Source organism: Sinimarinibacterium flocculans (assembly GCF_003201205.1).
Classification (GTDB): domain Bacteria; phylum Pseudomonadota; class Gammaproteobacteria; order Nevskiales; family Nevskiaceae; genus Solimonas; species Solimonas flocculans.
In genome coordinates this window covers 79,895-99,070 of sequence record NZ_QICN01000008.1, presented here as the reverse complement: position 1 = coordinate 99,070, position 19,176 = coordinate 79,895, and the positions used below count along the sequence as shown (strand labels likewise).

The following is a 19,176-nucleotide window of genomic DNA, read 5'->3' as shown; positions in this document are numbered from 1 at the left end:
CGCCAGATCGTCGTGACACGTTTCTAGGCCCTGCCCGCCATCAGCGCCTCGATCTCGCGCACCGTTCGCGGCACACCGTCGGTGAGCACGCGCGGACCGTCCGCGGTGACGACGACATCGTCCTCGATGCGCACGCCGATGCCCCAGTACTTCTGCGGCACGCCGCGCGTTCCGGGTGGGATGTACAGCCCGGGCTCGACAGTCATGACCATGCCGGGCTCGAAGGGCCTCGGCTTGCCGTCCAGTCGGTAGCGTCCGACGTCATGCACGTCCATGCCCAGCCAGTGCCCGGTGCCGTGCATGTAGAACTGCCGGTGCCGGCCCTCGCGAATCAGGTCTGCCGGCTTGCCCTTGAGCAGTCCCAGTTCGACCATGCCCTCGGTCAGGACCCTCGTGGCGACCTCGTGCGGACGCGACGATGGCGTACCCGGCTTGAGCGTGCGGATCGCCTGGCGATTGGCCTCGAGCACGACCTCGTAGACGGCCTGCTGGGCGGCGCTGAACCGGCCGTTGACCGGGAAGGTGCGCGTGATGTCCGCCGTGTAGCCGCGCAGCTCGCCGCCGGCATCGATCAGCAGCAGATCGCCGTCGCGCAGCTCGGCATCGTTCTCGGTGTAGTGCAGGATGCAGGCGTTCTCGCCGCCGCCGACGATGCTGCCGTAGCCCGGCTCCATGTCGTGACGCGCGAGATGGTGATGCAGCTCGGCGCCGACCTGCCATTCATAGAGCCCGGGACGCGCGGTCCGCATCGCGATGCAGTGCGCCTCGGCACTGATCGCGCAGGCGCTCGCCATGACATCGAGTTCGGCCGCCGACTTGTGCAGCCGCATCTCGTGAAGCGTGGTCTCGAGCGCGGTCACGGCCACCGGCGCCGCGGCACCGCGGCGCGAAACCTCGCGGATCTCGCGCACGCAGGCATTGATCCGCGTATCGAGCTGCGGATGCTCGCCCAGGGTGTAGTGCAGGTGGGTGCGGCCGCCGAGCAGCGCCGGCAGCTGCGCCTCGAACTCCTCGATCGGATAGGCCTCGTGCGCGCCATGGTCGCGCACGGCGCCCTCGGGGCCGGCACGGCGCCCGTCCCAGATTTCGCGCTCCGGGTCGCGGCTGCGTACGAACAGCAGGTACTCGGCCTTGCGTCCGCCGTCCTTGCGTCCCGGTGCCAGCACGGCGATGGCGTCCGGCTCGGGAAAGCCGGTGAGGTAGGCGAAGTCGCTGTCCTGGCGGAAGCGGTAGTGCGTGTCGCGCGACCGCACGACCTCGTGCGCCGCCGGCACGATGGCGATGCCGTCGTTGCCGATCAGCCGCATCAGCTGCGTGCGCCGCGCGACGAATTCCTTCTGGGCGAATCCGGTCATGTCAATCAGTGCAGGTGTTGCGAGTCGGTGGGGTCGAGCGTCGGCCGCGGATGCATCTCCATGAAGACCAGCTGCGCGCCGACGCGCACGTACTCGACCAGTTCGGCGTAGGCGCCTTCCTCAATGTTCGCATCGGCCTCGTCGCCGACTGCGGCACGGGTCAACTCGGTGAGATCGCCGACGATCTCGCGCGCCTCTTCCGAGCACCGCTCCAGATCCAGCCGCCGGCTCGCGAGCCCGAACAGGAACCCGCTGCACCAGGATGCGAGCGCCGTGGCACGCGGGACCAGCGCCACCGAGTCGTCGGGCAGCAGCGGCTGGAAGCTCATCGCCTCGTCGGTCAGCGCCGCGAGCGTGTCGGCGCGCAGGCGCTCCAGCGCCGGGCGGACGCTCGCCGGCAGCGCACGATCGGACTCGACCAGATGCAGCAGGTCGATCTTCTCGGGTTCCAGCACGCACAAGGCGCCGCACAGGGCGCCGTGGTACTCGGCCGCTGCCTCGGGTTCGCCGAGTGCGGCCAGCGTGTCGCTGAGGGCGTCGTAATCCATCGGGGTGCTCATCGGCGGATTATAAGTCCGCGACTGCCCGCGACCGACCGCCCCGGAAACGACGAGGGGGCCTGACCGGCCCCCTCGTGCGTGCTGCGCGCCGCCCGCTCAGGGGCTGGGCGTCCGCGGCAGGCCGCAATCCGGGCTGGCGCCGTGGTCGCAGCCGTCGATGTCGACGTAGTTCTGCGTGCTGTACTCGGCGTCGTCCGGCTTGGTCAGCGCGCCGCCGTTGCCGGTGAGCTGCTGCAGATAGTCGACGAAGCCCTGCGCGTACTCGGTCTGCGTGTCCTCGACCCGCCCTTCGTCGAACGCGAGCTTGAAGGTCTGGTAACCGTCGCCGCCGCTGGCCGCGAGGAAGTCGTTGGTGACGACCGTGTAGTCGGCATCGAGGTCGATCGGCTGCCAGGTCTCGCCGAGGCGACGGTTGATCTCCACGCTGGAGATGCGGCTGCCGGCCGCCTTCGACATGTCCACTTCGTAGCGCAGGCCGGACGCGTACGGATAGGCCCCGTCGGAGCCGCCGGCCTCGATCACGTTGGACAGGCCCTCTTCGAGCGAATCGACGATCTCCTGGCCGCTCAGCGTCAGCACTACCAGCGTGTTCGAGAACGGCAGCAGCGTGTACACGTCGGCGATGGTGACGTCGCCGGCGGGAACGTTGATGCGAACGCCGCCACCGTTCTGGAAGCCGATGTCCGCCGTCGGCGTCACCGACATGAAGGCCTCGGCGACCACGTTGGAGATGTCCGAGCCCTTCTCGTAGGTATCAGCCGGCGTGCACAGCGGCTGGCCGCGCGTGTCGCCCGGGAAGCGGGCCAGGCAGAGGTTCTCGGCGGCGGAGCCGATGACCTGCTGCGTCAGCACGTCCACCTGCGCACCGAAGCCGGCGAGAAGCTCGCGGGCAAACGGATCCTCGTCGACCAGCACGACTTCGCGGAAGGCGTCGAGCGCCTGCCCGATCAGGAAGCCGTCGGCATCGGCGACCGTCAGCGTGCGCGTCTGCTCGTCACCGTCCACCGCGGTGTCGGGATCGAACTCGTAGTTGAAGCGCGTGCCGGTCGGCAGATAGGGCACGCCGGCGCAGGACGTCACGACGCCGTCCTCGTCGAACTCGACATTGAGCTCGCCGAGCACATGCGCATACTCCCAGGCCTGCACGATGCAGACGTCGTCGCCGTCGGCGTTCTGCACGATGGTCGGATAGTCGCCCTCGGGCGCGAAGCCGAGCTGCTCCAGCCCCTCGCCACCGAGCAGGGTGTGCGAGTCGCCGCCGACGATGACGTCGACGCCGGTCAGCGCCTCGGCCAGCGCGATGTCCGCCAGGTAGCCCTGGTGCGTGACCAGGATGATCTTGTCGATGCCCTCGGCCGTGAGGAGATCGATGTTGGCCTGCGCGGTCTCGAGTTCGTCGAGCAGCACCGTGCCCGGGTCCGGGCGCGAGGACACCTGGGTCTTCTGCGCGATGTCGATGCCAATCAGGCCGACCTTCTGCCCGCCGACGTCCCTGATCACGTAGGGCTTGATGTAGTCCCTGGCGGCGAGCGGCGAGTTCTCGCCCGGCACGACGTTGGCGCCGAGTACGTCGGTTTCGCAGATCCCCGAGGCGAGTTCATCGAGGAAGAACGCGAGCCCGGCATCGCCGCTGTCGAACTCGTGGTTGCCGAGTTCGAACACGTCGAAGCAGACCAGGTTCATGAGCTGCGCGTCCGCCGTGCCTTCGTACAGCGTGTAGAACAGCGTGCCGGTGATCGCATCGCCGGCGTGGATCTTCAGGACGTTGTCGCGGTTGGCCTCGAGCCGGCCGAACAGCTCGACCAGCCGCGGCATGCCGCCGTACGACACCTCCACCTCGGTGATCGGATCACCGTCGCCGTTGGCCGCCTGACCGAGCTCCAGGGCACTGACGTCGAAGTCGAAGCTTTCCTCGAGCAGGTGCGAGTGGTGGTCGTTGATGTGCAGGATCGTCAGCTTCAGCGGCGTCGCGGGCGCCTCGCCGGCCGGACCTTCCGGGCCCTGCGGACCGGCGGGTCCCGGCGCACCGGCGGCGCCGTCGTCACCGTCGCAGCCGGCGAGCATCAGCGGAAGACAGACCAGGCCGGCAGCCAGCCAGCGGAACGGGTTGGACATCGCAGACACTCCGTGAGGACAGTCGGGAATTGCGACCGGACCTTATGGCGTGGCTGTTTCAGCGGCATGAAACGGGAGCGGCGCCTCTATAATCCGCCGATGAGCAGCACCGATTTCGTCTCCGTCCTCCGCAGTTGCGCGCCCTACGTCCACGCGCACAACGGGCGCGTGTTCGTGATCGCCTTCGGCGGCGAGGCCGCGGAACACCCGGGCTTCGACCAGCTCATCTACGACATCGCGCTGCTGCAGAGCCTGGGGACCAAGCTGGTGCTGGTACACGGCGTGCGCCCGCAGATCGACCAGCGTCTGCGCTCGCAGGGTCTCGAACCCCGCTTCGTGAACCGCCTGCGCGTCACCGACCGCCCCGCGCTGGACTGCGTCAAGTCCGCTGCCGGCAGCCTGCGCATGGACATCGAAGCGCGGCTGTCGACCTCGCTCGCATCGACGCCGATGGGCGGCGCGCGCATCCGCGTCGCCGCCGGCAACTGGATCACCGCGCGCCCGGTCGGCGTGCGCGACGGCGTGGACTTCCTGTTCACCGGCGAAGTCCGGCGCGTCGACGTCGACAGCATCCGCCAGGTGCTCGACCAGGAACGCATCGCCCTGCTCTCGCCCGTCGGCTACTCCCCCACCGGGGAGATCTTCAACGTGCGTGCCGAGGACGTGGCGACCGCAACGGCGACTGCGCTGGGCGCCGACAAGCTGGTGTTCGTGACGCCGAGCAGCCCGGACCGCTGGCGCAGTGCCGACAGCACCGGCGATGCCGGCCAGCTGTCGGCTCCCGAGGCCGAGCAACTGCTTGCCGACAGCACGCTCGACGGCGTCGACCGCGTCTACCTGGCTGCGGCGCTCGCGGCCACCCGCGGTGGCGTCAAGCGCGTGCACCTGGTCGGCCAGGACGCCGACGGTGCGCTGCTGCGCGAGCTGTACACGCGCGACGGCGTCGGCCTGATGATCTATTCCGACGCCGACTACGAGGCCACGCGCGACGCGACGATCGAGGATGTCGGCGGCGTGCTCGCGCTGATCGAGCCGTTGGAACAGCAGGGCGTGCTGGTGCCGCGTTCGCGCGAGCAGCTCGAACTCGACATCCAGCACTTCAACGTCATCGTCCGCGACGGCATGGCGATCGCGTGCTGCGCGCTGTTCCCGTTCCCCCAGAACCAGATGGGCGAGCTGGCCTGTGTCGCTGTACACCCCGACTACCAGAGGGCCGGCCGCGCCGGTGCACTGCTCAAGCGTGTCGAGGCCGAGGCGCGGGCGCTCGGCCTCAGACAGTTGTTCAGCCTGACGACGCACACGCCGCACTGGTTCATCGAGCACGGCTTCCGCAAAGGCAGCATCGACGAGCTGCCGATGCAGAAGCAGCGCCTCTACAACTACCAGCGCAACTCGCTGGTGCTGGTGAAGGATCTGTGAACAACGCAGATTGGGCGGCGCGCTCGCGCGCACACGTCTGGCATCCGTGCACGCAGATGAAGGACCACGACGGCGGCGATGCAGCGCCGCTGCCGCTGGTGCCGATCCGCTCGGCCGAAGGCGCCTGGCTCGAGGACTTCGAAGGCCGGCGCTACCTCGACGCGGTCGGCTCGTGGTGGACCAACATCTTCGGCCACCGCCACCCGTACATCGTCGAGCAGCTCAAGCAGCAGCTCGACACGCTCGACCACGTGATGCTCGCCGGCTTCACCCACGCGCCGGTCGTCGAGCTGTCGGAGCGCCTGGTGAAGCTGGCGCCGCCGGGACTCAGCCGCTGCACCTACGCCGACAACGGCTCGTCGGCGGTCGAGGTCGCGCTGAAGATGTCGTTCCACTACTGGCGCAACACCGGCAAGCCGGGCAAGACCCGCTTCATCGCGCTGGAGAATGGCTATCACGGCGAAACGCTCGGCGCGCTCGCGGTCGGCGGGCCGTCGATGTACCGCGATACCTACGCGCCGCTGCTGCTGTCGCCCATCCACGTTCCCTCGCCGGACTGCTACGAACGTGGCCCCGGCGAGAGCTGGGAGGACTATACGCGCCGCCAGTTCCAGCACATGGAGCTGGCGCTCGAACGACATGCGCACGAGGTCTGCGCGGTCATCGTCGAGCCGCTGGTGCAATGCGCCGGCGGCATGCGCATGTATCACCCGATCTACCTGAGCCTGCTGCGTGAGGCCTGCGACCGTCACGGCGTGCACCTGATCGCGGACGAGATCGCCGTCGGCTTCGGTCGCACCGGAACGATGTTCGCGTGCGAGCTGGCTCCGCCGCTCCAGTACGGGACGGGAGCGAAGCGAGGCATCACACCGGATTTCCTGTGCCTGTCGAAAGGCCTGACCGCGGGCACGCTGCCGCTGGCGGTGACGCTGACGCGCGAAACGATCTTCGAGGCCTTCTACGACGACTATGCCGCCGGCAAGGCCTTCCTGCATTCGCATTCCTACACCGGCAATCCGATCGGTTGCCGCGCCGCGCTGGCGACGCTGGACCTGTTCGAACGCGAGCAGCCGCTGGCCTCGAACCGCCTGCTGTCCAATCTGATGTGGACGCAGACCGCCGAGCTGCGTGCACACCCGCACGTCGCCGAGGTGCGCCAGCAGGGCATGATCCTGGCAATCGAGCTGGCGAAGAACGTGCACCGCAAGACGCCGTATCCGGCAGCGGAACGTCGCGGTCTGCGCGCCTACCGCCATGCACTCGGAGCGACGAAGGACCGCGGCGTGCTGCTGCGCCCGCTCGGCAACGTGCTTTATTTCATGCCGCCCTACGTGATCGCCCCCCGGGAGATCGAATGGCTCGCGCAGGTGACGCTCGAGGCCGTGCGTGCCGCCACCGCGGACTGAGGCAGCGGCCGTGACCCGCATCCATCTGCCGCCGCCGCTGGCCGAAGGTCTGGAACTGGCGCTGCCGGAGCCGGCGTTCCGCCATCTCGTCCAGGTCCTGCGTCAGCGGCCCGGCGACGACTTCGTCGCCTTCGACGGCTGCGGCGGCGAGTACCCGGCCACGCTGGTCGAGGTCGACAGGCGACAGGCCACCGCCCGCCTCGCCGCCCACGATCCCGTCGACCGCGAATCGCCGCTGGACCTGCGCCTGGCCCAGTGCGTGTCCAAGGGCGAGCGCATGGACTACACCCTGCAGAAGGCCGTGGAACTGGGCGTCACCCGGGTCACGCCGCTGATCTCCGAACGCAGTGTCGTGCGGCTCGATGCCGAGCGCTGGAACAGGAAGCTCGATCACTGGCTCGGCGTGATGATCTCGGCCTGCGAGCAGAGCGGGCGGACGCGGATTCCCGCACTCGATCCGGCGGTGCCACTGGCGACGTGGCTCGCCGCCGGCCTCGATGGCGACGGCGTGGTGCTCGATCCGCTCGCCGCGTCCGGCCTCGCCGGCCTGCAGACGCCTGCCGGACCGCTGACCGTGCTCGCCGGGCCGGAGGGCGGACTCAGCGAACGGGAGATCCGGGCTGCGCGCGATGCGGGCTTCGCCGGTCTGCGACTCGGCCCGCGCGTGCTGCGCACCGAAACCGCCGCGGTGGCGCTGCTCGCGGCCTTGCAGGGGCGCTGGGGCGACTGGCGCTGAGCTTTCGCCGCAGCGGCCGGCCCGGCGCCAGGCCAACCGCCGATCCGACCGGAACGGCCGCTCATGCCGGCCAGTCCCCAGTGGCGTCAGGGTCAGTGGGTTTGCACTGCAACATACGGTACAGTATGGGCCGTTTTGAACGGCGCCCCTAGTGACGCCGGTCCTTTCCCGATCCTCCGGAGACCTTTGATGCCTCAGTACACTCCGCCGCTGCGCGACATGCAGTTCGTCCTGCACGAGATGCTCAACGTCGAGGGCGCGCTCAAGAAACTGCCCCCGCACGCCGACATCGACGCCGCGACCATCGACTCGGTGCTCGAGGAAGGCGGCAAGTTCTGCGCCGAGGTGCTGTACCCGCTCAACCGCGTCGGCGACCGCGAAGGCTGCACCTACCACGGCGACGGCGTCGTCACCACGCCGACGGGCTTCAAGGAGGCCTACCAGCAGTTCGTCGAGGCCGGCTGGGGCGGTCTGGGCATGGATCCGGACTATGGCGGCCAGGGCCTGCCTCACGTCGTGCACAGCGCGTTCATGGAGATGATGAACTCCGCGAACCAGGCGTGGACGATGTATCCGGGTCTGTCGCATGGCGCCTACAACGCGCTGCATGCCTTCGGCACCGACGAACAGAAGAACCTGTACCTGCCCAAGCTCGTCTCCGGCGAGTGGACCGGCACGATGTGCCTCACCGAGCCGCATGCCGGCACGGACCTGGGCATCCTCAAGACCAAGGCCGAGCCCAACGCCGACGGCAGCTACAGCATCACCGGCACCAAGATCTTCATCTCGGCCGGCGAGCACGACATGGCGCAGAACATCGTGCACCTGGTGCTCGCGCGCCTGCCGGACGCGCCCGGCGGCACCAAGGGCATCTCGCTGTTCATCGTGCCCAAGTTCATCCCCGAGGCCGACGGCTCGCTGGGCGAGCGCAACACGTTCAAGTGCGGCGCCATCGAACACAAGATGGGCATCCACGGCAACGCCACCTGCGTGATGAACTTCGACGGCGCCACCGGCTGGATGGTCGGCGCGCCGAACAAGGGCCTGATGGCGATGTTCGTGATGATGAACAGCGCGCGCCTGGGCGTGGGCATGCAGTCGCTGGGCCTCGCCGAAGTCGCCTACCAGAACTCGCTCGCCTACGCGAAGGAGCGCCTGCAGTCGCGCTCGCTGACCGGTCCCAAGCTCAAGGACAAGCCGGCCGACCCGATCATCGTCCACCCGGACGTGCGTCGCATGCTGCTCACGCAGAAGGCCTATGTCGAAGCCGCCCGCGCCTTCACCTACTGGGCGGGACTGGCGATCGATGTCGAGCACAAGCATCCGGACGAGAAGGTGCGCAAGGACAACGCCGATCTGGTCGCCCTGCTCACGCCGGTGGTCAAGGGCTTCATCACCGACAACGGCTACGAGAGCACCACGCTGGCCATGCAGGTGCTCGGCGGCCACGGCTACATCTCCGAGTGGGGCCTGGAGCAGCATGTGCGCGATGCGCGCATCAACATGATCTACGAGGGCACCAACACCATCCAGGCGCTCGACCTGCTCGGCCGCAAGGTGCTCGGTGACATGGGCGCCAGACTGATGAAGTTCGGCAAGGCGATGCAGGCCGCGCTCGCGCCCTTCGGCGAGATGTCGGAGATGCAGGAGTTCCTGGCGCCGTTCAACGCGCTGCAGAGCGAGGTGCAGAAGCTGACGATGGAGATCGGCCAGCGCGCGATGAAGAATCCGGACGAGGTCGGCGCCGCCGCGGTGCCGTACCTGCGCCTGATCGGCCACCTGGTGTTCTCGTTCGCGTGGTGCTACGCCGCCGGCGTCGCGCTGCGCAAGCAGGACTCGGGCGATGCGTTCTACAAGACCAAGCTGGTCACCGCGCGCTTCTACTTCGCCAAGCTGTATCCGGAGACCGCGGCGCTGATCGCCCAGGCCCGCGCCGGCAGCCAGTCGCTGATGGAGCTCGAAGCCGCCAGCTTCTGATCGCGGCGGACCCACCGGGCAGCCCGGCGATGCGCCGCATCGCCGGGCTTTTTATACTCGCGCCCCCATGAACCTTCCCGCCCCGATCTGGCGTCGCTGCATCGCGGCGGTCTACGACGGCCTGCTGCTCGTCGGCCTGTGGATGGTGGCGCTGGTCATCGACACCGTGGTGCGCGACCTCTTCGCGCTGGACCGCAACTGGGCGGCGCTGCGCGCCTACCTGTTTCTTGTCGGTCTGTGCTTCTTCAGCTGGTCATGGACGCACGGCGGACAGACGCTGGGCATGCGCACCTGGCGGCTGCGCGTGCAGCGCAGCAACGGTCTGCCGCTGCGCTGGCTCGATGCGGCCCTGCGCTACGCGCTGATGCTGCTGTGCTGGGGCATCGTCCTGACCCCGGCCCTGCTGCAACTGCCGCAACTGGCCGGCCGGGCGAACGCCGCCACCATCGCGGCCGGCGCACTGCTGGCCGTCGCGGCAGGCCTGCTGTCGACGGCGCTCGACACCCGGCGACGCGCGCCGCAGGACCGGCTGAGCCGGACCGAGCTCGTCGTGCTGCCGGCGGAAAGCAGGCGCTGAACGCTCAGGAGGCCTGCGGTCGGACGACCAGGGCTTCCAGGTTCGCCTTGAGTTCGCCGGCATTGAAGGCGCGCGTGTCCTCGCTGCGCTTCTCGCCCTTGAACATCACCACGTCTGCCTGTGCGGCATACCGCGTCTCGCTCTGCGTCGTCGACACGCCGGCACCGGCGTACGGATAGAAATAGTAGTAGCCGAAGCCCGGAAAGCCGCTGAACGTCTGCTGGTAGCGCACGTCTGCGTCGGTATCCTTGGCCGCCAGCACGAAGTAGTCATAGCCCTGCGCCAGCGTCAGCTCCGCTGCACGGTAGAGCAGGTAGTTCTCGACGATCTCGCGCGGCGTCGCGCTGTTGCCAGAGAAGCTCACGCGAAAGCGGTTGGATTCGAGCTTCTGTTCGGCATAGCCGAAACCGCGTTCGCGCGGCTGATACGGCGTGGCGGTGACGCAGGCGGCGAGCGCCGCACCGAGCGACAGGATGACGGCGTTCCGGATCAAGGGCTTGTTCATGACGCGACACCTCGACAATTGTTCGTGACGGGCTGAGCGGGCAGCGCTCCTGTATTACGAGACCGCGGCACGGGCGGTTGCGTTCACCGGGCCCGCCGCAATCGCAGCATCGCCAGCGCCGCCAGCGCCAGCGTCGGCGCCCCGGCGGCGAGCAGCGGCTGCCAGCCATAGAGCTGGCCCAAGCTCGCGGCGACCTCGTTGACCACGTAGAACGCGAGGCCGACGAGGATGCCGACCAGCAGCCGCTGCCCGGCACCGCCGCTGCGTTGCAGACCCAGCACGAACGGCACGGCGAACAGCATCATCGCCATCACCGTGAACGGCGCCACCAGCTTGCGCCACAGCGACAGCTCGTACTGGCGTGCGTCGAGCCCGTTCTCGCTCATGTAGTCGATCAGGCGCATCAGGCCGGGCGTCGTCAGGCTGCCGGCCTCGAGCACGAACAGGCGCAGCACCTCGGGCGACAGGCGGCCGTCCCAGTCGAGTTCGTCGTGGCGCTCGGCGATCACGCGCTCGTCCTCGAAGCGCGTCAGCCTGACGCCGCGCAGACGCCAGCCGCCGTCGCGGTACTCGGCCGTCTCGGCGTTGAGCACGCGCTCGATGTCCAGCGCTTCGCCGAGCGTGTAGATGTCGACGTTGGCCAGGCGGTTCTCGTCGCGCAGCGCGCGCACGTGCACCACGTGCCGCCCGTCGCGCAGCCAGACCGGTTGCTCGGTCACGCCGCCGGCAGCATCGTGCTGCGCCTGGGACTTGTACGCGCGCGCCGCCATCGTCCCCGCCGGGGCCAGCCAGTCGCCGATCACCAGCGCCAGCACGCCGAGAATGGCACCGGCCGCGAGCGTCCAGCCGCCAAGCCGGCCCAGCGTGACACCGGCGGCGCGCATCGCGGTGATCTCGTTCTGCGCCGCCAGCGCCCCCAGCCCCATCAGCGTGCCGAGCAGCGCGATGATGGGCATCAGCACGTAGAGCCCGGACGGCAGCATCATCAGCGTGTACCAGAGCAGCTGCAGCATGCCGAAGCTGCCCTCGCCGGCCTCGTCGATCTCCGCGACGAAGCTGATGAAGGTGTAGATCGCCACCAGGGCCAGTCCGACGATGGCGGTGAAGCCGAGGACGGTGCCGATCAGATAGCGCCCGAGACGGCTCACGCGCGCCACCGCAGCAGGTTCTGGCGCTTGGCGACGAGCAGCAGGGCCCAGACGAGCATGAGCGCGTGCACCCACCACAGGCCTACCGCGTCGCTGATGCGTCCCTTCGCGATCCAGGCCTGCCCCATGCCGATCAGCTGCGAATACAGCAGATAGGCCGCGATGCCGACGACGATCTTGCCGTAGCGTCCCTGCCGCGGGGCGATGTGCGCGAGCGGCACGGCGAGCAGGGTCAGGATCAGCACCGAGATCGGTGCCGCCACCCGCCAGGCCAGTTCGGCGCGGTCGTGAGGATCGTTCGAGCCGAGCAGCTGCGCCGTCGGCATCAGCTTGCGCTTGGCGCTGATGTAAATGAACTCCGGCGGCGAGACGCGCGTGCTGAACTCGCCGAAGCGCATCACGTCGTAGTCGGCGCGACCGGGTTCGCCGCGGTAGCGGAAGCCGTTGTCCAGGGTCACGGTACGCTCGCCGCTGATCGGATCGGTACGCTGCGCACCGCTGCGCGCCGTCACGAAGCTCACGCCGCCGTCATCCTCCTCCACCTGCGCAATCACGGTGCCGAGCTGGCTGCCGTCGGTGCTCATCTGCTCGGTGTAGAAGACCGCGCGCCCGCTCATCACCGACTTGAAGCGCCCCTCCTCGAACGGATTGAACTGGATCAGGCGCGCCGCATTCTTGACCAGGTAGTCCGCCGTGCGTCCCGCCCAGGGACCGACCTGGAAGGCCAGCGCCGCGGTGAGCAGCGCCAGCATGCCGCCGAGCAGCACGAACGGCCGGTACAGCGCCGCCAGGCCGACGCCACAGCCCATCATGGCCGACACTTCGCTGTCCCGGTACAGCCGCCCCAGCGACAGCATGATGGCCAGCAGCAGCGACACCGGGATGAGGATCACCAGGTACTGCAGGCTCGACAGCGCCGCGACCTGGAACAGCAGCTCGCGCGGCAGCTCGCCGGCGGCGGCCTGGGCGAGGAAGCGCGCGAAACGCGTGGACAGCATGATCGCAAGCAGCACGAAGGTCACGGCGAACCACGACACCCCGGCCTCGCGCAGCAGGTAGCGGTCGAGAATCGTGGTCTTCACGGCATCGCGATCGGGGACATGCGCGGATTATGCCTGCCATGTACGCAGACGGCCGGACGCGGGCGCGGTTCCGGGCGGGAAATTCTTTGCGACGAAGCCGTCGGCTTCTATAAACTGCAGGATTACGGTGCATCGGTCCCGATGCCGGCGGCGGAGACCCCCAAATCCCCGACAACTGGGATCGTCCGGCTTGAAATCAGACACGCGAGGTTGGCTCGGTCGCCCCCGCAGCGTGCAGAGAGGAAGCAATGGAATATTTCGTCAAGAGCGGTAATCCGGAGAAGCAGCGCGTAGCCTGCCTCATCGTCGGCATTTTCGACCGCCGCAGCCCCTCGCCCGCAGCCGACACGATCGACAAAGCCAGCGGCGGCGCGATCTCCGGCGTCATGCGCCGCGGCGACATGGACGGCAAGCTCGGCACGACGCTGATCCTCCACAACGTCAGCGGCACCTTTGCCGACCGCGTCATGCTGGTCGGCCTGGGCCGCGAGCGCAGCTTCGACGAGGCCGCCTTCCGCAAGGCGGTCACGGCGTCCTCCAGGGCGCTGCGCGCAACGGGGGCGATCGACGCCGCGTCCTACCTCACGCATCTGCCGGTGCGCAATCGCGACTTCCAGTGGAACGTCACCCAGGCGGTGCTGACGACCGAGGATCTGTTCTACCGCTTCGACGAATGCCGCGGGGCGAAGGCGCGGGCGGACATTCCCTCGCCGAGGCTGGAGCGCTACACCTTCGACGTGCCACGACGCTCCGACCTGCCGGGCGGCGAGCGCGGACTCGCCGAGGCCAGCGCAATCGCCACGGGCGTGCGCCTGGCCAAGGATCTCGGCAACCTGCCCGGCAACATCTGCACGCCGACCTACCTCGCCGAGCAGGCCCGCAAGATGGCAGGCGGCAGCGGCATCAAGACCCGCATCCTCGAGCAGGAAGACATGGAGCGCCTGGGCATGGGCGCGCTGCTGTCGGTCGCCCGCGGCTCGCGCCAGCCGCCGAAGCTGATCGTGATGGAGTACCTGAAGGGCCCCAAGGGCGACAAGCCGATCGTGCTGGTCGGCAAGGGACTGACCTTCGACGCCGGCGGCATCTCGATCAAGCCTGCAGCGGCCATGGACGAGATGAAATTCGACATGTGCGGCGGTGCCGGCGTCTTCGGCACGATGGCCGCGCTCGCCGAGCTCAAGCTGCCGCTCAACGTGGTCGGCATCGTACCGGCGTCGGAGAACCTGCCCGACGGTGCCGCCAACAAGCCCGGCGACATCGTCACCAGCATGGCCGGCATCACCATCGAGGTGCTCAATACCGACGCCGAGGGGCGTCTGATCCTCTGCGACGCGCTCACCTACGCCGAGCAGACCTACGAACCGGCGATCTGCATCGACATGGCGACGCTGACCGGCGCCTGCGTGGTCGCGCTCGGCAGCCACGCCAGCGGCCTGTTCAGCAACACCTCGTCGCTGGGTCGCGCCCTGCTGACCGCCGGCGAGCAGATCGGCGACCGCGCGTGGGAACTGCCGATGTGGCCGGAGTACGACGAGCAGATCCGCAGCGAGTTCGCCGACATCGCCAACATCGCCACCAAGGGTGCACGCGAGGCCGGCGCGACGATCGGTGCGGTGTTCCTGCAGCGCTTCGCCAGGAAGATGAAGTGGGCCCACCTCGACATCGCCGGCACCGCATGGGTCGGCAAGAAGGCCAGCGGGCGCCCGGTGCCGATGCTCGTGCAGTACCTGCTCAACGTCGCCGCCCGCCGCGGCGAGCCCTAGCGTCCACGCACGACGGCCGCCCATCGAGGCGGCCGTTGTTCATGCGGGCGTCAGCTTCGCCCGCAGAGTTCACCACCGATTCAGAACGCCGCCCCTCTAATGGTCCGCAGGCCGGAGCCCCATCCGGATCATCCGCAACCATGGAGGGAGCGACATGCTGTACTACGCAGTGGTGTTTCTGGTGATCGCACTGATCGCCGGCGTCCTCGGGTTCACCGGCATCGCCGGAACGGCCGCGAGCATCGCCAAGATCCTGTTCTTCGTGTTCCTGGTCCTGTTCGTGATCTCGCTGCTGCTCGGCAGACGGGCGCCGTCGCCATAGCGCGCAGCGCACTCCCCGACAGTCCATCAACGGAGATCGAACCATGACGCGAAACAAACCCCCGTTTCACAAGCTCGCCGCGGCAGCCGCTGCCGGCACCCTGCTGGCCGCCGCGCTCGGTGCCTGCAAGGACCGTCCCGACGCCCGCATGAGCGACGCGGACATTGACGACATGCCGCGACAGAGCGAGAACCTGGCCGCCGCACTCGACGACACCGGCATCACCGCCCAGGTGAAGGGCCGGCTCGAAAGCGATGCCCGCACCCAGGCGGCGGATATCGCGGTCGAGACCAACAACGGCGTGGTCACCCTCGAGGGCACCGCACCGAGTACTGCGGCCCGCGATGCCGCCGAGGAACTCGCCCGCATGGTCCCGGAGGTGCGCGGCGTCGACAATCGCATCGACGCACCGCATCCGGCCGACGGCATGGCCGACAGCGCCGAAGCGGCGGCGCGCGAGGCGGGGGAATCGATCGACGACGCCTGGATCACGACGAAGGTGAAGTCCGCGCTGCTCGCCGATCCGCAGACCCAGGGTCTGAAGATCGACGTCGACACGGAGCAGGGCGTGGTCTCGCTCAGCGGCGAGATCGACAGCGCCACCGAGCACCGGCAGGCCGTCGACGTCGCCCGTGGCATCGAGGGCGTGCGCAAGGTCGACGACACGGCGCTGGTCGTCGCGCGCCGCTAGTCGGCAGCAGTGAAGCGGCGACCCATGGCCGCGGCGCCCGGAACGGCGCCGCGGCCATTTTTTCTGGCGGCCTGTCATACACTGCCGGCGCCCTGTATTCCGTTTCCACCGATGACGCGCATCGACTTCTACATCCTGCCGGAAAGCGCCGGCCCCGCCGACAGTCCCGTGATCACCGCCTGCAGGCTGTGCGAAAAGGCCGTCGGCGCCGGACTGCGGATCTATGCCCACGTCGACGACCGCACCACCGCGGAGGGCTTCGACGGGGCCCTGTGGAGCTTCCGCCAGGGCGGTTTCATCGCCCACGAGCGCTACGACGGCCAGGCGATCGAAGCCCCGCTGCCGCCCGTGCTGATCGGCAGCGCCGAACCTCCGGACACGCACCATGATGTCCTGGTCAACCTGGGCACCGAAGTGCCGGACTTCTTCAGCCGCTTCGAACGGGTGCTGGAGATCGTGGCCGGTGACGCCGCCCAGCGCGCGGCATCGCGCACGCACTACAAGTTCTACCGCGACCGCGGCTACGAGCTGAACACCTTCGAGCAGAGCGCCGACGGCGGCTGGACCCGGCGCAGTACCCAATAGCCTCGCAGCGGCACCCACGGGCCTGTACCGCGGCCCAGCCGGTACAATTCGCCTCTTTTTCACCTCTGCGTGTCGGCACCGGCCGGCGCGCCGGACTTTTCGATCGCGCATGGACAAGACTTTCGACCCCAAGAGCATCGAGGCGCGCTGGTGCGCGGCCTGGGAGCAGAACGGCTGGTACACGCCGGAAACGGTCGCCTCCGTCCGCGGACTGGATCGCGAACAGGCCCCGCCGTACAGCATTGCCATTCCGCCGCCGAACGTCACCGGCACCCTGCACATGGGGCATGCGTTCCAGCATGCCGTGATGGACGCGCTGACGCGCTATCACCGCATGCGCGGCTGCGACACGCTGTGGCTGCCCGGCACCGACCACGCCGGCATCGCCACGCAGATGGTGGTCGAGCGCCAGCTCGCCGCGCAGGGCATCAAGCGCACCGACCTCGGCCGTGAGCAGTTCCTGGAGAAGGTCTGGGAGTGGAAGGAGTACTCGGGCAGCACCATCACCAACCAGATGCGCCGCATGGGCAACTCGGTGGACTGGACGCGCGAGCGCTTCACGATGGACGACGGGCTGTCGCGCGCGGTCACCGAGGAGTTCGTGCGTCTGTTCGAGCAGAAGCTGATCTACCGCGGCAAGCGCCTGGTCAACTGGGACCCCGTGCTGCTGACCGCGATCTCCGATCTCGAAGTCGAGAGCAAGGAGGAGAACGGCAAGCTCTGGCACTTCCGCTACCCCCTGGTCGACGGAAAGCTGACCGACGGCTCCGGCTACCTGGTCGTGGCGACGACCCGTCCGGAAACCATGCTCGGCGACACCGCGGTGGCGGTACACCCGGAGGACGAGCGCTACCGGCACCTGATCGGCAAGACCGTGACCCTACCGCTGTGCGACCGCGAGATTCCGGTGATCGGCGACGACTACGTCGAACGCGAGTTCGGCACCGGCGTGGTCAAGATCACGCCGGCCCACGACTTCAACGACTATGCGGTCGGCCAGCGACACGGCCTGCCGCTGATCAACGTGTTCACGCCGACCGCCCATATCAACGACGAGGCACCGGCGCCCTATCGCGGCCTCGATCGCTTCGATGCGCGCACGCGCGTCGTCGAGGACCTCGACAAGCTCGGCCTGGTCGAGAAAATCCAGGATCACAAGCTGATGGTGCCGCGCGGCGACCGCAGCGGTGTCGTGCTCGAACCCTTCCTCACCGACCAGTGGTTCGTCGACATGAAGGGCCTGGCCGAGCGCTCGCTGCAGTCGGTGCGCGACGGCCGCACGCGCTTCGTGCCCGAGAACTGGATCAACACCTACGAACAGTGGCTCGGCAACATCCAGGACTGGTGCATCTCGCGCAACCTGTGGTGGGGCCACCGCATCCCTGCCTGGTACGACGACGCCGGCCACTACTACGTCGGGCGCAGCGAGGCCGAGGTGCGAGAGAAGCACGGGCTCACCGCCGACACCGCCCTGCGTCAGGACGAGGACAGCTTCGACACCTGGTTCTCGTCGGCGCTGTGGCCGTTCTCGACGTTGGGCTGGCCGGAAGCGACCGACGATCTCAAGCGCTGGTACCCGACCAGCGTGCTCGTCACCGGCTTCGACATTATCTTCTTCTGGGTCGCGCGCATGTCGATGATGGGCCTGCACTTCATGGACGAGGTGCCGTTCCGCGAGGTCTACATCACCGGCCTCGTGCGCGATGCCGAAGGCAACAAGATGTCCAAGTCCAAGGGCAACATCCTCGACCCGCTGGACCTAGTCGACGGCATCGGCCTCGAAGACCTCGTCGCCAAGCGTACCACCGGCCTGATGCAGCCGCAGATGGCGGCGAAGATCGAGGCCGCGACGCGGCGCCAGTTCCCCGATGGCATCGAGCCGGTGGGCGTCGATGCCCTGCGCTTCACCTTCCTCGCGCTCGCCTCCACCGGGCGCGACATCCGCTTCGATGCCTCGCGCGCTTCGGGCTATCGCAACTTCTGCAACAAGATCTGGAACGCCGCACGCTTCGTGCTGATGCAGTGCGAGGGCAAGGACTGCGGGCAGCACGGCGAACCGGTTGAGTTGTCGGTTGCCGATCGCTGGATCATTTCGACCTTGCAGAAAGTCGAGGCCGAGGCGGCCGAGCACTTCCGCACCTACCGCTTCGACCTGCTGGCGCAAAGCCTCTACCAGTTCATCTGGAACGAGTACTGCGACTGGTATCTCGAGCTGAGCAAACCCGCGCTGCAGCAGGGCGGCGAAGCCGCCCAGCGCGGCACGCGGCGCACGCTGGTGCGCGTGCTGGAGGCGGCCATGCGCCTGCTGCATCCGCTGATGCCGTTCATCACCGAGGAGGTCTGGCAGCGCATCGCCCCGCTGGCCGGCCGCAAGGGCCCCAGCGTCATGCTGCAGGACTATCCGCAGTCGCAGGCCGGGAAGATCGATGAAGCCGCCGAGGCCGACATCGACTGGCTCAAGCGCTTCATCCTCGGCGTGCGCCAGATCCGCGGCGAGATGGACATCGCACCCGGCAAGCCGCTGCCGCTGCTGCTGCAGAACGCCGATGGGCAGGATCTGGAGCGCCTGAAGCGTCTGGGCGCGAGCATCGAATTCCTCGCTCGTGTCGAGCCGCCGCGTGTGCTCGCCGACGGCGAAACCGCGCCGCAATCCGCCAGCGCCCTGCTCGGTGCGATGACGCTGCTGGTGCCAATGGCCGGGCTGATCGACAAGGACGCGGAACTCGCGCGCCTGTCCCGGCAGATCGCCAAGCTCGAGGGGGATCTCGCCAAGACCCAGGCACGGGTCGCCAACCCGAATTTCGGCAAGGCACCGGAACACGTGCAACAGCAGGCGCGCGACCTCGCCGCGCGGCAGGCGCAGGATCTCGCCGCACTGCACGCACAGCACGACCGCATCCAGAGCCTCTAGCCCGCCGCCGACTGCGCGGGCGAC

Annotated in this window: 16 protein-coding genes; 10 read left to right on the top strand and 6 right to left on the bottom strand. The window is 68.4% G+C overall.

What is annotated here, in order from left to right; all coding sequences use genetic code 11:
* Positions 1-23: 23 nt before the first annotated feature.
* From pepP to C8D93_RS14280, 3 genes are all read right to left on the bottom strand, one after another.
* The gene (gene pepP / locus C8D93_RS14290) at positions 24-1,355 is read right to left on the bottom strand and encodes a Xaa-Pro aminopeptidase (protein WP_110265890.1); all 1,332 of its coding nucleotides are present in this window, start codon (positions 1,353-1,355) and stop codon (positions 24-26) included.
* A gap of 5 nt (positions 1,356-1,360) precedes the next feature.
* Entirely contained in the window at positions 1,361-1,903 is a 543-nt protein-coding gene (locus C8D93_RS14285) for a UPF0149 family protein (RefSeq protein ID WP_170124038.1), read from the bottom strand.
* Positions 1,904-2,011: 108 nt separating this feature from the next.
* Complete coding sequence (locus C8D93_RS14280) at positions 2,012-4,030, bottom strand: bifunctional metallophosphatase/5'-nucleotidase (protein WP_110265888.1); 2,019 nt, start codon at positions 4,028-4,030, stop codon at positions 2,012-2,014.
* 99 nt (positions 4,031-4,129) lie between these two features.
* Between C8D93_RS14280 and argA the strand changes: the two genes are divergently transcribed.
* The 5 genes from argA (at position 4,130) to C8D93_RS14255 (ending at position 10,145) form a co-directional block, all read left to right on the top strand.
* Complete coding sequence (gene argA / locus C8D93_RS14275; protein WP_211307358.1) at positions 4,130-5,449, top strand: amino-acid N-acetyltransferase; 1,320 nt, start codon at positions 4,130-4,132, stop codon at positions 5,447-5,449.
* The gene (locus tag C8D93_RS14270; RefSeq protein ID WP_110265886.1) at positions 5,446-6,855 is read left to right on the top strand and encodes an adenosylmethionine--8-amino-7-oxononanoate transaminase; all 1,410 of its coding nucleotides are present in this window, start codon (positions 5,446-5,448) and stop codon (positions 6,853-6,855) included. The genes argA and C8D93_RS14270 overlap by 4 nt, the downstream gene beginning before the upstream one ends.
* 10 nt (positions 6,856-6,865) lie before the next feature.
* Positions 6,866-7,591, top strand: coding sequence for a 16S rRNA (uracil(1498)-N(3))-methyltransferase (locus C8D93_RS14265; RefSeq protein WP_110265885.1), 726 nt, complete (start codon positions 6,866-6,868; stop codon positions 7,589-7,591).
* Between the two features lie 189 nt (positions 7,592-7,780).
* Complete coding sequence (locus tag C8D93_RS14260) at positions 7,781-9,568, top strand: acyl-CoA dehydrogenase C-terminal domain-containing protein (protein WP_110265884.1); 1,788 nt, start codon at positions 7,781-7,783, stop codon at positions 9,566-9,568.
* 67 nt (positions 9,569-9,635) lie between these two features.
* Positions 9,636-10,145, top strand: a complete 510-nt coding sequence (locus C8D93_RS14255) for an RDD family protein (RefSeq protein ID WP_110265883.1) — start codon at positions 9,636-9,638, stop codon at positions 10,143-10,145.
* Positions 10,146-10,149: 4 nt separating this feature from the next.
* Here the strand turns inward: C8D93_RS14255 and C8D93_RS14250 are convergent, their stop codons facing one another.
* From C8D93_RS14250 to lptF, 3 genes are all read right to left on the bottom strand, one after another.
* Positions 10,150-10,650, bottom strand: coding sequence for a CC0125/CC1285 family lipoprotein (locus C8D93_RS14250; RefSeq protein ID WP_110265882.1), 501 nt, complete (start codon positions 10,648-10,650; stop codon positions 10,150-10,152).
* 83 nt (positions 10,651-10,733) lie between these two features.
* On the bottom strand, positions 10,734-11,798 hold the full coding sequence (gene lptG / locus C8D93_RS14245; RefSeq protein WP_110266015.1) for an LPS export ABC transporter permease LptG: 1,065 nt from the start codon (positions 11,796-11,798) through the stop codon (positions 10,734-10,736).
* The gene (gene lptF, locus C8D93_RS14240; protein ID WP_110265881.1) at positions 11,795-12,880 is read right to left on the bottom strand and encodes an LPS export ABC transporter permease LptF; all 1,086 of its coding nucleotides are present in this window, start codon (positions 12,878-12,880) and stop codon (positions 11,795-11,797) included. Before lptF ends, lptG begins: the two co-directional genes overlap by 4 nt.
* Before the next feature lie 248 nt (positions 12,881-13,128).
* On the opposite strand from lptF, the gene C8D93_RS14235 reads away from it, so the two are divergent.
* The 5 genes from C8D93_RS14235 to C8D93_RS14215 all read left to right on the top strand — a co-directional run bounded on the left by C8D93_RS14235 (position 13,129) and on the right by C8D93_RS14215 (position 19,152).
* Complete coding sequence (locus C8D93_RS14235) at positions 13,129-14,643, top strand: leucyl aminopeptidase (RefSeq protein ID WP_110265880.1); 1,515 nt, start codon at positions 13,129-13,131, stop codon at positions 14,641-14,643.
* Between the two features lie 154 nt (positions 14,644-14,797).
* Positions 14,798-14,965, top strand: coding sequence for a DUF1328 domain-containing protein (locus tag C8D93_RS14230; RefSeq protein WP_110265879.1), 168 nt, complete (start codon positions 14,798-14,800; stop codon positions 14,963-14,965).
* Between the two features lie 43 nt (positions 14,966-15,008).
* Entirely contained in the window at positions 15,009-15,656 is a 648-nt protein-coding gene (locus tag C8D93_RS14225) for a BON domain-containing protein (RefSeq protein WP_110265878.1), read from the top strand.
* A gap of 111 nt (positions 15,657-15,767) precedes the next feature.
* Positions 15,768-16,241: a DNA polymerase III subunit chi gene (locus C8D93_RS14220; RefSeq protein ID WP_110265877.1), complete on the top strand. Its 474-nt coding sequence runs from the start codon at positions 15,768-15,770 to the stop codon at positions 16,239-16,241.
* A 109-nt stretch (positions 16,242-16,350) separates the two neighbouring features.
* The gene (locus tag C8D93_RS14215) at positions 16,351-19,152 is read left to right on the top strand and encodes a valine--tRNA ligase (RefSeq protein ID WP_110265876.1); all 2,802 of its coding nucleotides are present in this window, start codon (positions 16,351-16,353) and stop codon (positions 19,150-19,152) included.
* Positions 19,153-19,176 lie beyond the last annotated feature (24 nt).

Coding starts and splice junctions, on each gene's coding strand:
- C8D93_RS14225 (WP_110265878.1), top strand. CDS start 15,009: ATGACGCGAAACAAACCCCCGTTTCACAAGCTCGCCGCGGCAGCCGCT.
- C8D93_RS14280 (WP_110265888.1), bottom strand. CDS start 4,030: ATGTCCAACCCGTTCCGCTGGCTGGCTGCCGGCCTGGTCTGTCTTCCG.
- C8D93_RS14235 (WP_110265880.1), top strand. CDS start 13,129: ATGGAATATTTCGTCAAGAGCGGTAATCCGGAGAAGCAGCGCGTAGCC.
- pepP (WP_110265890.1), bottom strand. CDS start 1,355: ATGACCGGATTCGCCCAGAAGGAATTCGTCGCGCGGCGCACGCAGCTG.
- C8D93_RS14230 (WP_110265879.1), top strand. CDS start 14,798: ATGCTGTACTACGCAGTGGTGTTTCTGGTGATCGCACTGATCGCCGGC.
- C8D93_RS14255 (WP_110265883.1), top strand. CDS start 9,636: ATGAACCTTCCCGCCCCGATCTGGCGTCGCTGCATCGCGGCGGTCTAC.
- C8D93_RS14215 (WP_110265876.1), top strand. CDS start 16,351: ATGGACAAGACTTTCGACCCCAAGAGCATCGAGGCGCGCTGGTGCGCG.
- C8D93_RS14220 (WP_110265877.1), top strand. CDS start 15,768: ATGACGCGCATCGACTTCTACATCCTGCCGGAAAGCGCCGGCCCCGCC.
- argA (WP_211307358.1), top strand. CDS start 4,130: ATGAGCAGCACCGATTTCGTCTCCGTCCTCCGCAGTTGCGCGCCCTAC.
- C8D93_RS14250 (WP_110265882.1), bottom strand. CDS start 10,650: ATGAACAAGCCCTTGATCCGGAACGCCGTCATCCTGTCGCTCGGTGCG.
- C8D93_RS14260 (WP_110265884.1), top strand. CDS start 7,781: ATGCCTCAGTACACTCCGCCGCTGCGCGACATGCAGTTCGTCCTGCAC.
- C8D93_RS14285 (WP_170124038.1), bottom strand. CDS start 1,903: ATGGATTACGACGCCCTCAGCGACACGCTGGCCGCACTCGGCGAACCC.